Genomic DNA, 13,609 nt, shown 5'->3' on the forward strand with positions numbered 1-13,609 from the left:
GCACGGTAACCACGAACTTGAACACAGGAGAGTACGCAACGTGTCCAAGAAACTCGTCATCATGGGTGGAGGCCCGGCAGGCTATGAGGCGGCGCTTGTCGCATCGAAGTACGGTGCGGACATCACACTGATTGAAGACCAGGGCGCGGGTGGCTCGGCGATTCGGAAGGACGTCGTGCCGTCAAAGGGGTTCATCGCCGGCGCGAACATTAAGACCGACCTGCGACGCGCCGACGACATGGGCCTGAACCACGGCCTGGGCGACGCATCGCTGTCCCTGTCGGCGTTGAACAACCGCGTGGTTGCGCTCGCCGCGGAACAGTCGCGCGACATTTATGCGCAGCTCGACCGTGTCGGCGTGCGAATTTTGAACGGTCGCGCGCGGTTCGCCAGCGAGCAGTCGGGCCACACCACCCATCGTGTGGTGGCACAGCTTGCCGACGGCACCGAGGAACGCATCGACTGCGACATGGTGCTGGTGTGCACCGGCGCGTCGCCGCGCGTACTCAAGGGCGCAGAGCCGGACGGCGAGCGCATCCTCAACTGGCGCCAGATGTACGACCTGATCGAGATGCCGACGCACCTCATCGTGGTCGGTTCCGGCGTGACCGGTGCCGAGTTCGTCTCCGCCTACGCGGAGCTCGGTGTGCCGGTGACCATGGTGGCTTCGCGCGACCGCATTCTCCCGCACGACGACGCGGACGCCGCAGACGTGCTGGAGACGGTGCTGCAGAACCTCGGCGTAAAGCTGGAGAAGGACGCCCGCGTGGACAACGTGGAAAACACCGGCGAGGGCGTCATCGTGCGCACCACCGACGGTCGCGAGATCGAAGGCTCCCACGTCATGATGTCCATTGGTTCCATCCCAAACACCGCCGACCTCAACCTTGAAGCGGCTGGCGTGGAGGTCACCCCGTCGGGCCACATTCACGTCGACCGCGTGTCGCGCACGAACGTGGCTGGCATCTACGCCGCCGGCGACTGCTCCGACCTCATGCCGCTTGCGTCGGTCGCAGCACAGCAGGGTCGCATCGCCGTCGACCACGCACTCGGCGAGGGCGTCGCCCCGATCCGCCTGAAGACGGTGGGCAACGCCGTGTTCACCCGTCCGGAGATCGCCGCAGTGGGTGTCACCGAGCAGCAGATTGTCGACGGCGAAGTCGAGGCCGACATCTACAAACTACCGCTGGCCACCAACGCGCGCGCGAAGATGCGCTCGCTGCAGCACGGCTTTGTAAAGATCTTTGCCCGCAAGGGGTCCGGCGTGGTTATCGGCGGCGTGATCGTCGCCCCGACCGCGTCCGAGCTCATCCACTCCATCACCATTGCGGTGACCAACAACCTCACCGTGCGCCAGCTGGCGAACTCGATGGCGGTTTACCCGTCGCTGTCCGGCTCCATCACCGAGGCGGCGCGCCGCCTGATCAGCCGCACCGATCTGGACTAGCCAGACCGGCCGCGCTGGCCCGACCGGCTCACTGCGTCGGCACCATCGCCGGGAACGCGCGCTGCGGGCAGGCGCTGCGCGGGCACGTCTCGCATCCTGGACCGATCGGTGTCGCCGAGGTAGGGGAGAGGTCAAGTCCGTCTGCATAGACAAGCCGGTCGGCGTACGCCGCATCGCAGCCAAGCGCGACGGCATTTTCCTGCCGCGGGGTGCCAAACCCCAGTGGCGGGCCCTGCACCATGCGCGCCATCCACAAATACGTCCGGCCATCCGGCATCACGGAGACCTGCCGGGTCACACGGTTCGAGGTCTCGAACGCGCGGTGCACCACCCACAGCGGGCACGTGCCGCCGCGCTGCGAGAAGTGAAACGACGTCGTGGACTGCCGCTTCGAGATGTTGCCGGCCCGATCGGTGCGCACAAACACAAAAGGCACTGCCCGCTCGCCGGGTCGCTGCAGCGTGCCCAGGCGTTGGCAGGTCGATTCAAAACCGGTGCCGAACTGCGCCGCGATCATGTCGATGTCGTAGCGCGTCGCCTCGGCGGCGGTAAGAATCTCGCCGTACGGCATGGTTACCGCCGCGGCAAAATACTGCCCCAGCCCATGGCGGCCCAGCTCGCGTGCTGGCTCGTTCCCAATCTGTGCCACGTGCGCATCAATCAAGCTCGCATGCGCGATGCGGCCATAGTGGTAGGAAAGCTCGAAGGTCTGCTGGGCTTCAGTCAGGCCGGCTCGCAGCCGAATCTCGCGAGCATGCTTATCGACGACTGACCTTGCACCCGCACTTGGCTGGTTAAAGCGCACCGAGTAGCCGAAATCCCGGTCAAACGCCGCGGCCAAACGCGTCAGCCGCAACTGCCGCGAAGGCGCCTGGAGCGCGAAGCGTTCCGCAGCCTCGTCCAGGTCGTGGAAGTAGTTCTCGTTGTCCTGGAAAAAGTCGCGGACGATGAGGTGGGGGTTTGATGACGAAGCGTCGATAAGCGATGGAATGCTCAAGACTGCCTCAGCGATGGATGGAAACCGATGGGCGAAATTGGCGAGTTCGTCATCGGCGACGCTCGGGAGCAGCTCTGCGAGTTCGCCGAGGGTGCGCTGCTGCGCGTCGGGAGAGAAGAAGGAGGCCTCGACCCCGAAGACGCGGGTCAGCTGCAGCAGCACCGTGACTGTCAGGGGACGCTGATCGTTCTCAAGCTGGTTGAGGTAGCTGGTGGAGATGCCGAGTTTGCGCGCCATCTCGACCTGGGTGAGACCGCGGTGCGTGCGAAGTGTGTGAATCCGTGCCCCCGCATAATGCTTGGCCAAACTGGTTGCCTCCAGAAAAATGGGCGTGAGCTGAGCTTTTACAGAGTTTACAAAAAGCGCGGCATCACGACACAGTTTTACGCAACCTAGATCATGACCCACGCCACACTTTGACCCCTACTATGAGGTGTGACGCTCGGCCCGAGTGAGGCCGGGCCCAACCCAACGCTGTATTCGACTTTCATTTCGGCTTCCGCAAAGGATCCGTTAAGGAGCTGACCTGCATGATTGAGCACGAGGTACGCACGCGTAAGTCCGCCGAGGACTTCCCGATTGAAGAGCACCTGGCCTACAAGATCGCCCAAGTCGCCGCCGATCCGGTCGAGGTGCCGGAAGACACCAAGGAAATGATCATCAACCGCATCATCGACAACGCGTCGGCCGCGGTTGCCTCCTACGCGCGCCGTCCGGTCACCACCGCCCGCGTGATGGCAGAGGCGCACCCGGTGCAGGAAAACGGTGCGCAGGTCTTCGGCATCGACGGCGCGTACTCCGCGGAGTGGGCGGCGTTCGCGAACGGCACCGCCGTGCGCGAGCTTGATTACCACGACACCTTCCTGGCTGCGGAGTACTCCCACCCGGGCGACAACATTCCGCCGATCCTCGCCGTCGCGCAGCACAAGGGGCTCGACGGCAAGGCGCTCATCCGCGGCATCGCTACCGGCTACGAGATCCAGGTCAACCTGGTCAAGGGCATCTCCCTGCACGAGTTCAAGATCGACCACGTCGCGCACCTCGGCCCGTCGGCCGCGGCCGGCATCGGCACCATGCTCGATCTGGACGTGGACACCATCTACCAGGCAGTCGGCCAGGCGCTGCACACCACGACTGCGACTCGCCAGTCCCGCAAGGGCCTGATCTCCTCTTGGAAGGCATCCGCTCCGGCTTTCGCCGGCAAGATGGCCATCGAGGCGGTTGACCGCGCGATGCGCGGCGAAGGCGCACCGGCGCCGATCTGGGAAGGCGAGGATGGCGTCATCGCTTGGATGCTGCACTCCCCGGAGCGCACCTACACGGTTCCCCTGCCTGAGCCTGGCGAAGGCAAGCGCGCAATCCTGGACACCTACACTAAGGAGCACTCCGCCGAGTACCAGGCGCAGGCTCCGATCGACCTCGCGCGCCGCATCAAGGCCACCATCGAAGAGCAGGGCAAGTCCACCGCGGACATCGAGTCCATCGTGCTGCACACCTCGCACCACACCCACTACGTGATCGGCACCGGCGCGAATGACCCGCAGAAGATGGATCCGACGGCATCCCGCGAGACGCTGGACCACTCCATCATGTACATGTTCGCCGTTGCGCTTGAAGACGGCACCTGGCACCACGTGGATTCCTACCTGCCGGAGCGTGCGGGCCGCCCGGAAACCGTGGAGCTGTGGCACAAGATCTCCACCGTCGAGGACGAGGAGTGGACCCGCCGCTACCACTCCACCGACCCGAACGAGAAGGCATTTGGCGCTAAAGCCGTCATCACCTTCAACGACGGCTCCGTCATCGAGGACGAGATGGCTGTGGCCGACGCGCACCCGCTCGGTGCCCGCCCGTTTACGCGCGACAACTACATCAACAAATTCCGCACCCTGGCCGAGGGCATCGTCGACCAGGCGGAACAGGACCGCTTCCTTGAGGCCGTGCAGAATCTGGAGAACCTCACCGACCTGTGCGAGCTCAACATCGTGGTCAATGAAGCTGCGCGCGCTGAGGCGCCGGAGATCCCGGGAGGTATCTTCTAATGTTCGCGCCGGAAAAGACTCCACGTGAGCGTCGTCAAGCATTGCGCGAATCGCTTGCCAGCGAGACGATCACCAAGCTTCCGGGTGCTTTCAACCCGCTGACCGCGCGCCTGATTGAGGATATCGGCGGGTTCGAGGGTGTCTACGTCTCGGGTGCCGTGCTGGCCAACGACCTCGGCCTGCCGGACATCGGCCTGACCACCCTCACTGAGGTGGCGCACCGCGGTGGCCAAATTGCCCGTGCGACGAACCTGCCGGTGCTCATCGACGCCGACACCGGCTTTGGCGAGCCGATGTCCGCCGCGCGCACCGTTGCAGAGTTTGAGGCTGCCGGCCTCGCGGCGCTGCACCTGGAGGACCAGGTGAACCCGAAGCGCTGCGGCCACCTCGACGGTAAAGAAGTCGTGCCGCGCGATCTTATGGTGCGACGCATCACCGCCGCTGTGCGCGAGCGCCACGACGACGCGTTTGTCATCTGTGCCCGCACCGACGCCGCCGGCATCGAAGGCATCGACGAAGCCATCGAGCGCGCCAAGGCCTACGCCGACGCGGGCGCGGACATGATCTTCACCGAGGCGCTGTACTCGGAGGCCGACTTCGAGCAGTTCCGCGCCGCTGTCGACATCCCGCTGCTGGCGAACATGACCGAGTTCGGCAAGACCGACCTCATCCCCGCCCCGCGCCTTGAAGAGCTCGGCTACAACGCCGTGATCTGGCCGGTGACCACCTTCCGCCTGGCGATGGGCCAGGCCGAGGAAATGCTGCGCGACATGGCCCAGACCGGCACCCAGGAGCCGTGGCTGGACAAGATGCAGCACCGCTCCCGCCTCTACGAGCTCGTCCGCTACGACGAGTACAACCAGTTCGACCAGTCAGTCTTCACCTACTCGAAGGACACCTACCAGTCCACGTTCCAGACGGAATCCGAGTAGCTCCGAGCCCTTCCAACCCAGCCGAAAAGGAGAACCATCATGACCGAGCCAGATATCCGCAAGGGCCTCAACGGCGTTGTCGCCGACTACACCGCTGTGTCCAAGGTCAACCCGGAGACGAACTCCCTGCTCTACCGCGGTTACCCGGTCCAGGAGCTCGCGGAACACTGCACCTTCGAAGAGGTCGCGTACCTGCTGTGGAACGGCGAGCTGCCGAACGAGCAGGAGCTCGCGGACTTCCGCGGCGGATGCATGGCCAACCGCGACATCGACGAGGAATTGATCCAGGTCATCAACTTCCTGCCGAAGGACTGCCACCCGATGGACGTCCTGCGCACCGCCGTGAGCTACCTGGGCACCCACGACCCGGAGAAGTTCACCACCGACGCCGCGCACCTGCAGTCCATCGGCCGCCAGCTGCTGGCCAAGCTCCCGACCATCGTGGCCACCGACATTCGCCGCCGCCAGGGCAAGGAGTACATCGCCCCGTCCAAGGAGAAGGGCTTCTCCGAAAACTTCCTTTGGATGGTCTTCGGCGACGACGAAAAGTCCCCGGCGAACATCCCGTCCGACATTGAGGCGTTTGAGAAGACCATGATCCTCTACGCCGAGCACTCCTTCAACGCGTCCACCTTCACAGCCCGCACCATCGCGTCGACGATGTCGGACGGCTGGTCTGCGATCACCGGCGCTATCGGCGCGCTGAAGGGCCCGCTGCACGGCGGCGCGAACGAGTTCGTCATGCACCACATGGAAGAGATCGGCGACCCGGCGAAGGCAGAGGAGTGGTGCCTAAACAAGCTCAAGAACAAGGAGCTTGTCATGGGCTTCGGCCACCGCGTGTACAAGAAGGGCGACTCCCGCGTACCCACCATGGAGGCCGCGTTCAAGAAGCTCGCCGCCGAGCACCCGGAGAAGGACTCCCAGAAGTGGGTCGAGATGTACGACATCATGGCGAAGACCATGTACGAGAACACCTCGATCAACATCCGCCCGAACCTGGACTTCCCGTCCGGCCCGGCGTACTACATCCTCGGTTTCGACATCGAGTTCTTCACCCCGCTGTTCGTTATGTCCCGCATCACCGGCTGGACCGCGCACATCATCGAGCAGTTCGAGAACAACTCGCTGATCCGCCCGCTGTCCGCCTACAACGGCCCGGACGAGCGCCATGTAGAAAAGTAAGGTCAGCGGTCGCGGGCGTCGGAGCATTTTGCTTAACGACGCCCGCGTTGTTGTTCGTATGACCTATTCGCCACACCGAGCCTGAACTAGACTTAAACTACATTCAGCCGAATTGTGCTCTAAACCCTTCTTGCTCCTTCGCTACGGAAAGGACACCCTATGAATCCGGATACGCTTCCGCTCAACGACCTGCCCTCCTTCAAGAAGATCTTGGTCGCCAACCGCGGCGAGATCGCAGTGCGCGCGTTCCGCGCCGCGTTTGAGACAGGCGCGAAGACCGTCGCCGTGTACCCCCGCGAGGACCGCAACTCCTTCCACCGCCCGTTTGCCAATGAGGCGGTTCAGATCGGTGTTGAGGGCCAGCCGGTCAAGGCCTACCTGGACATCGACGAAATTATTCGCGCCGCCAAGGAGACCGGCGCGGACGCGATCTACCCGGGCTACGGGTTCCTTTCCGAGCGCGCGGATCTGGCGCGCGCTTGCCGCGACAACGGCATCAAGTTCATTGGCCCAACCCCGGAGACGCTGGATCTGACCGGCGACAAGTCCGCCGCGGTGCAGGCTGCTGAGCGCGCTGGTCTTCCAGTGCTGAAGGACTCGGAGCCGTCGTCGGATCCGAAGCAGCTCGCGGAGTACGCGAAGGATTTCGAGTTCCCGGTCTTCGTCAAGGCGGTCGCCGGTGGTGGCGGACGCGGCATGCGCTTTATTGAGAAGCTGGAGGACGTAGAGTCGTTGGCTGCGGAGGCATCCCGCGAGGCGGAGGCCGCCTTTGGCGACGCGAGCGTCTACATCGAGCGTGCCGTGATCAACCCGCAGCACATCGAGGTGCAGATCATGGCGGACTCTCACGGCAACGTGGTGCACCTCTTCGAGCGCGACTGCTCGGTGCAGCGCCGCCACCAGAAGGTGGTGGAGATCGCGCCTGCGCAGCACATTACGGAGGAGCAGCGCCAGCGCATCTGCCAGGATGCGGTGAACTTCTGCAAGGAAATCAACTACGAGGGTGCTGGCACCGTCGAGTTCCTGGTGGATGAGCAGGGTAACCATGTGTTCATCGAGATGAACCCGCGCGTGCAGGTCGAGCACACGGTGACTGAGGAGGTCACCGGCGTCGACATCGTGAAGAACCAGATGTACATCGCCGCCGGCGCGAAGCTGGAGGATGTGCACCTCACCCAGGACCTTATCGAGGTCAACGGTGCGGCGCTGCAGTGCCGCATCACCACCGAGGACCCGAAGAACGGCTTCCGGCCCGACTCCGGCACGATCACCGGTTACCGCTCCCCGGGCGGTGCGGGCGTGCGTCTCGACGGCTCCGTGGCCGTCGGCACCACGATCACCCCGAACTTCGACTCACTGCTGGTGAAGATGACGTGCCGCGGGCGCAACTTCCAGGTTGCCGTGGACCGCGCACTGCGTGCGCTCAACGAGTTCGCCGTTGACGGTGTCTCCACCAACATCGGCTTCTTGCGCGCGCTGCTGTCCGAGCCAGAATTCCGCCACGAGCGCATCAACACCGGCTTCATCGCGGATCACCCGAACCTGCTCGACGCACCGGACGCCGCCGATGATGCCGGCAAGATCCTCAACTACCTTGCCTCGGTGACGGTGAACAAGCCGAACGGCCCGCGCCCGACGAACATCCAGCCGTCGAAGAAGCTCCCGCGTGCTGAATACGGCGAGACTCCGCGCGGCTCGCGCGACGAACTGCTTGAACTCGGCCCGGTGAAGTGGGCAGAGAATCTGCGCAACCAGACGGCGCTCGGCGTCACCGAGACCACTTTCCGCGACGCTCATCAGTCGCTGCTGGCAACCCGTATCCGCACCAACACCCTTGTCGCGGCGGCGAAGCACGTCGGCCACCTCACCCCGGAACTGACCTCGGTTGAGGCCTGGGGCGGCGCGACCTTTGACGTGGGCATGCGCTTCCTCCACGAGTCGCCGTGGATGCGCCTCGACGAGATCCGCGAGGCCCTGCCGAACGTGAACATCCAGATGCTGCTGCGCGGGCGCAACACCGTCGGCTACACCCCGTACCCGGATTCGGTGACACGTGCATTCGTGCAGGAGGCTGCGACTTCCGGCATCGACATCTTCCGCATCTTCGACGCGCTGAACGACGTCTCCCAGATGCGCCCGGCCATCGACGCGGTGTTGGAGACCAACACGACCGTCGCCGAGGTCGCGATGGCTTACTCCGGCAACCTGCTGGATCCGGCTGAAGACCTCTACACCCTTGACTACTACCTCAACCTCGCTGAGGAGATCGTGGGCGCTGGTGCCCACGTCTTGGCGATCAAGGACATGGCTGGCCTGATGCGCCCGGCAGCGGCCGCGAAACTGGTCACCGCCCTGCGTGAACGCTTCGACCTGCCGGTCCACGTCCACACCCACGACACCGCTGGCGGCCAGCTGGCCACCTACCTCGCTGCCGCTAACGCTGGCGCGGACGTCGTCGATGTGGCGTCCGCTCCGCTCGCCGGCACCACCTCGCAGCCGTCGATGTCCGCACTTGTCGCCGCCTTCGCCAACACCGAGCGCGACACTGGCATCTCTCTGCAGGCCGTGTCCGACCTCGAACCGTACTGGGAGGCCGTGCGCCAGGTTTACGCCCCATTCGAGTCCGGCATCCCGGGCCCGACCGGCCGCGTGTACAAGCACGAGATCCCGGGCGGTCAGCTTTCCAACCTGCGCACCCAGGCAAAGGCGCTGGGTCTTGAGGACCGCTTTGAGCTGGTGGAGGACTACTACGCCGGCGTGAACGAGATCCTTGGCCGCCCGACGAAGGTGACCCCCTCTTCCAAGGTCGTCGGCGACCTTGCCCTGCAGCTGGTGGGCCAGGGTGTCAGCCCGGAGGAGTTCGCCGAAAACCCGCGCAAGTACGACATCCCTGAGTCCGTGATCGGCTTCCTCCAGGGTGAACTGGGCACGCCTCCGGGTGGCTGGCCGCTGCTGCGCGAGAAGGCCCTGGAAAATCGCGACGAGGTCGACCACACCGTGCAGGTGCCGGAAGAACTCGCGCCGGCGCTGGAGAGCGGCGACCACGAGACTCGCCGCATCGCGCTGGACAAGCTGCTCTTCCCGAAGCAGTACAACGAGTTCCTCGAGCACAGGCGCGCCTACGGCATCACCGACCAGCTCGGCGACAAGACCTTCTTCTACGGCCTCGAAGAGGGCGAGGAGACGATGATCTACTACGGCGAGATCGACGCGAACACCCCGCCGCTGGTGGTGCGCCTCGATGCCGTCGGCGAGCCGGATGAGAAGGGTATGCGCCAAGTCATCCTCACCGTCAACGGCCAGGTTCGCCCGATGTCCATCCGTGACGAGAACGCCGAGTCCACCGTCGCCGAGGTGGAAAAGGCTGACTCTGCGAACCCGGGCCACGTCGCAGCCCCGTTCGCCGGCGTGGTCAACGTGACGGTCAGCGCTGGCGACGAGGTCAAGGCTGGCGATCAGGTTGCCACCATCGAAGCGATGAAGATGGAGGCCTCCATCTCTGCGTCCGTCGACGGCACCATCGAGCGCGTCGCCCTGTCGCAGGCAACGAAGGTTGAGGGCGGCGACTTGGTCGTCGTGATCAGCTAGTCGCACCAAAGTGGAAAGCTCCGGGTTGTTTGCCCGGAGCTTTTTGCTTATCGACGTCTACGCCATCGCCCTACAGCGCATAGACCATCGCGCCCTCAATGGTCGGGTGGTCGGTGAACCCGAATTCCTCGTAGCGGTGCCGCGCCCGCGGGTTCTTCGCATCCACCCACAGCGCGATGCGCGTGGCGCCCTGCTCGCGAGCGAGCTGAACCGCCTGTCCCAGCAACTGTGCCCCGAGGCGCTGTCCCGCGTACCGGTTCTCGACTGCGATGGCGATTTCCGGCACGTCCGGCCCGAGGTTCGCCCACCCATCTTCCGGTTTCGACCAATAGCGCAACCAGACGCCACCAGCAGGGGTACGAAGCTCATCGAAGGCGATGACGCCGCCGTCACGCTCGGGGTCCCAATCGTCCACGTATTTCTCAACCCCTGGAAGCACGTCCGGCTCCAGGTCAGCAGTCTCGTCGCCGAACGAGTCGGCGAGGAAGTTCAAACGCTGCAGGTAAGTCCGATCCGCCTCCCTGGCGCGTCGGAACGTGAACTCCGCAGATTCAACCATCGCTATTTCAACTCCATGAGGACGGCAGATTTCTGCACCTGCGCACCCGTCTCTGCTGCAAGACCGGTCACCGTGCCGGACTTGTGCGCCTTGACCGGGTTTTCCATCTTCATCGCTTCAAGGACGAGGAGCACGTCGCCCTCCGCAATCTCGTCGCCCTCGGACACGTTGACTTTGATCACGGTGCCCTGCATCGGCGCCGCAACAGCATCACCGGAGGCGGCAGCCTTGGACCCGGCCGTGCGGCGCTTCTTCGGGCGTTTGCGCTGCCCGCCACCGAAGACCAGCGACGACGGCAACGCAATCTCAATGCGACGCCCGTTCACCTCCACGGCAAAAGTGCGGTTCTCGCCATCCGAATCGGCGCCGTCCGCGTCGCCGTCGGCATCAGTATCCGCAGGGGCGAGCTCGTTGACCCACGCTTCCTCGATCCAGCGGGTGTATACATCGAAGTGCTCGCCGTCGCCAATGAATGCAGGGTCGTCAAGAACGGCCTGGTCGAAGGGGATGACGGTCGGCAGCCCCTTCACCACGTACTCACTCAGCGCACGGCGAGAGCGCTGGAGAGCTTCCTCGCGGTCCTCGCCGTAGACGATGAGCTTCGCCAGCATCGAGTCGAACTGCCCGCCGACCACAGAGCCAGCACGCACGCCGGAATCCACGCGCACGCCCGGACCGGCCGGTTCCACGTACTCGGTGATGGTGCCTGGTGCGGGCATGAAGTTCACTGCCGGGTCTTCGCCGTTGATGCGGAATTCGATGGCATGTCCGCGCGGTTCCGGGTCCGTCGTAAAGCGAAGCTCTTCACCCGCCGCGATGCGGAACTGCTCGCGCACCAGGTCAATGCCGGTGGTGACCTCGGTGACCGGGTGCTCCACTTGCAAGCGGGTGTTCACCTCGAGAAAGGAGATGATGCCTTCCGGGTGCTGCTCGGTGCCAGCGCTGACCAGGTACTCGACCGTGCCCGCGCCGTAGTAACCGGCCTCCTTGCAGATCGCCTTCGCGCTTTCGTGGATCCGCGCGCGCTGCGCGTCGGTCAAAAACGGTGCCGGCGCCTCTTCGACCAGCTTCTGGAAGCGGCGCTGCAGGGAGCAGTCGCGGGTGCCCACGACGATGACGTTGCCGTGCTGGTCTGCAAGCACCTGCGCCTCGACATGGCGCGCCTTATCAAGGTAGCGCTCGACAAAGCACTCGCCACGGCCGAACGCCGCGGTGGCCTCACGGGTCGCCGACTCGAAGAGCTCGGGAATCTCTTCCCGGGTGTAGGCGACCTTCATGCCGCGCCCGCCGCCGCCGTAGGCAGCCTTGATGGCTACCGGCAGGCCGTGCTCGTCAGCAAACGCGGCCACCTCATCGGCGTTCGCAACGGGGTCCTTCGTGCCCGGTGCCATTGGCGCATCGGCGCGTTCAGCGATGTGGCGGGCGGTGACTTTGTCGCCGAGCGCCGCAATCGCCTCCGGCGACGGGCCGATCCACGTCAGGCCCGCGTCGATGACCTTCTGCGCGAACTCCGCGTTCTCAGACAAGAACCCGTAACCGGGGTGGATTGCGTCAGCCCCGGAATCAGCCGCAGCCTTGAGCACCTTCTCCATGTCCAGGTACGACTCCGCCGCGGTAGTGCCGCCCAGCGCGAACGCCTCGTCTGCCATCGCCACAAACGGGGCGTCGGCGTCGGGCTCTGCATAGACAGCAACGGAGGCGAGGCCAGCATCTTTCGCGGCGCGGATGACGCGCACGGCGATCTCGCCGCGGTTGGCAATGAGCACCTTCGATAGGGGAGTAGGCACGAGTAATTCCGCCTTTACTAAATATTTGCTAAATGGTTAGGTCTACCAACATATCTTGGCTGTGCCGCTTCATATTACAGTCCCGCTCGGCGTTTTCCGCACTAAGTTACTCTTGCGTAGGTTCTGGGTTGGGCTCGGGCGTGGCTTCGGAGCCGCGCTCAATAGGCACACGAACCATGTTTCCCCATTCGATCCAGGAGCCGTCGTAAAGCGAAGCATCCTTGAACCCCAGGATGTGGGTGAGTACGAACCACGTGTGCGCCGAGCTTTCCCCCATCTGGCAATAGATAACGGTGCGCGCGTCGCGGTCGAAGTCGCTGTAGATCTCGGCGATCTCATCTGCGCTACGAAACAGCGCATTCGGGTACACCGATCGCCCCCACGGCACATTCACAGCACCAGGGATATGTCCCTGCCGCAGGGCAAGCGGAGCTTGTTGCTTATCGACGGCCCCTGCGACCTCATCGCCAGCGTAAAGCTCGGGGGTGCGGGCGTCGATCAACTGAATGCCTTGAATTGGCGTGCCCTGCTCGCGCAAGCCGTCGAGCAGCTCGGTCGCGAACGTCCGAGTCGGGGTGTCGTTGCGCTCTACGGTGGGGTAGTCGCTTTCCGGGTATGTGGGCACGGCGAAGGAGGTGTCGCGCTCTTCTCCCATCCACGCGTCGCGGCCGCCGTCGAGAAGTCGCACATCCGGGTGGCCGAACAGCTCGAAGACCCACGCGGTGTAGGCCGCCCACCAGTTCGCGCGGTCGCCGTAAACCACTACCGTGTCGTCGCGTGAAATGCCCCGCTCGCGCATCAGTGCGGCGAACGCCGCGCCGTCGATCAGGTCGCGCTGGACGGGGTCGTTGAGGTCGCGGTTCCAATCGATGCGCACCGCGCCAGGAATGTGGCCGATGTCGTAGAGGTAGGCATCCTCGTCGCTTTCCACGACCTTCAGACCGTCGACGCCCAAGCGAGCAGAAAGCCACGCGGCGGAAACGAACTTCTCTGGATGCGCGAACGTCTCGAACTGCGGGTTGTGCTCAAGCTCAATTCCCACTTCGATGATTCCTCTCCTTGGGCGCCATGA

Annotated in this window: 9 protein-coding genes; 5 read left to right on the top strand and 4 right to left on the bottom strand. The window is 64.3% G+C overall.

Features of this window, described 5'->3' with window-relative positions; all coding sequences use genetic code 11:
* Positions 1-40 precede the first annotated feature (40 nt).
* Complete coding sequence (locus CGLAUT_RS02575; RefSeq protein WP_290186134.1) at positions 41-1,447, top strand: NAD(P)H-quinone dehydrogenase; 1,407 nt, start codon at positions 41-43, stop codon at positions 1,445-1,447.
* 28 nt (positions 1,448-1,475) lie between these two features.
* On the opposite strand, the gene CGLAUT_RS02580 is transcribed toward CGLAUT_RS02575, so the two are convergent.
* The gene (locus CGLAUT_RS02580; protein ID WP_343898701.1) at positions 1,476-2,750 is read right to left on the bottom strand and encodes a short-chain fatty acyl-CoA regulator family protein; all 1,275 of its coding nucleotides are present in this window, start codon (positions 2,748-2,750) and stop codon (positions 1,476-1,478) included.
* A 224-nt stretch (positions 2,751-2,974) separates the two neighbouring features.
* Here CGLAUT_RS02580 and prpD point away from each other — a divergent pair, with 224 nt between their 5' ends.
* From prpD to CGLAUT_RS02600, 4 genes are all read left to right on the top strand, one after another.
* The gene (gene prpD, locus CGLAUT_RS02585; RefSeq protein WP_290186137.1) at positions 2,975-4,486 is read left to right on the top strand and encodes a 2-methylcitrate dehydratase PrpD; all 1,512 of its coding nucleotides are present in this window, start codon (positions 2,975-2,977) and stop codon (positions 4,484-4,486) included.
* On the top strand, positions 4,486-5,418 hold the full coding sequence (gene prpB, locus CGLAUT_RS02590; RefSeq protein ID WP_290186138.1) for a methylisocitrate lyase: 933 nt from the start codon (positions 4,486-4,488) through the stop codon (positions 5,416-5,418). Before prpD ends, prpB begins: the two co-directional genes overlap by 1 nt.
* A gap of 39 nt (positions 5,419-5,457) precedes the next feature.
* Positions 5,458-6,603 (top strand): bifunctional 2-methylcitrate synthase/citrate synthase, encoded by a 1,146-nt coding sequence (locus tag CGLAUT_RS02595; protein WP_290186140.1) that lies wholly within the window; start codon positions 5,458-5,460, stop codon positions 6,601-6,603.
* 159 nt (positions 6,604-6,762) lie between these two features.
* Positions 6,763-10,191, top strand: coding sequence for a pyruvate carboxylase (locus CGLAUT_RS02600; RefSeq protein ID WP_290186142.1), 3,429 nt, complete (start codon positions 6,763-6,765; stop codon positions 10,189-10,191).
* A gap of 70 nt (positions 10,192-10,261) precedes the next feature.
* On the opposite strand, the gene CGLAUT_RS02605 is transcribed toward CGLAUT_RS02600, so the two are convergent.
* The 3 genes from CGLAUT_RS02605 to CGLAUT_RS02615 all read right to left on the bottom strand — a co-directional run bounded on the left by CGLAUT_RS02605 (position 10,262) and on the right by CGLAUT_RS02615 (position 13,579).
* On the bottom strand, positions 10,262-10,750 hold the full coding sequence (locus tag CGLAUT_RS02605) for a GNAT family N-acetyltransferase (protein ID WP_290186144.1): 489 nt from the start codon (positions 10,748-10,750) through the stop codon (positions 10,262-10,264).
* A gap of 2 nt (positions 10,751-10,752) precedes the next feature.
* Positions 10,753-12,537 carry an acetyl/propionyl/methylcrotonyl-CoA carboxylase subunit alpha gene (locus CGLAUT_RS02610; protein ID WP_290186146.1) on the bottom strand — a complete coding sequence of 595 codons (1,785 nt, stop codon included), beginning with the start codon at positions 12,535-12,537 and terminating at the stop codon, positions 10,753-10,755.
* Positions 12,538-12,643: 106 nt separating this feature from the next.
* Positions 12,644-13,579 (bottom strand): sulfurtransferase, encoded by a 936-nt coding sequence (locus CGLAUT_RS02615; RefSeq protein WP_095659351.1) that lies wholly within the window; start codon positions 13,577-13,579, stop codon positions 12,644-12,646.
* Positions 13,580-13,609: the final 30 nt, after the last annotated feature.

It is taken from the genome of Corynebacterium glaucum (assembly GCF_030408855.1).
Lineage (GTDB): Bacteria > Actinomycetota > Actinomycetes > Mycobacteriales > Mycobacteriaceae > Corynebacterium > Corynebacterium glaucum.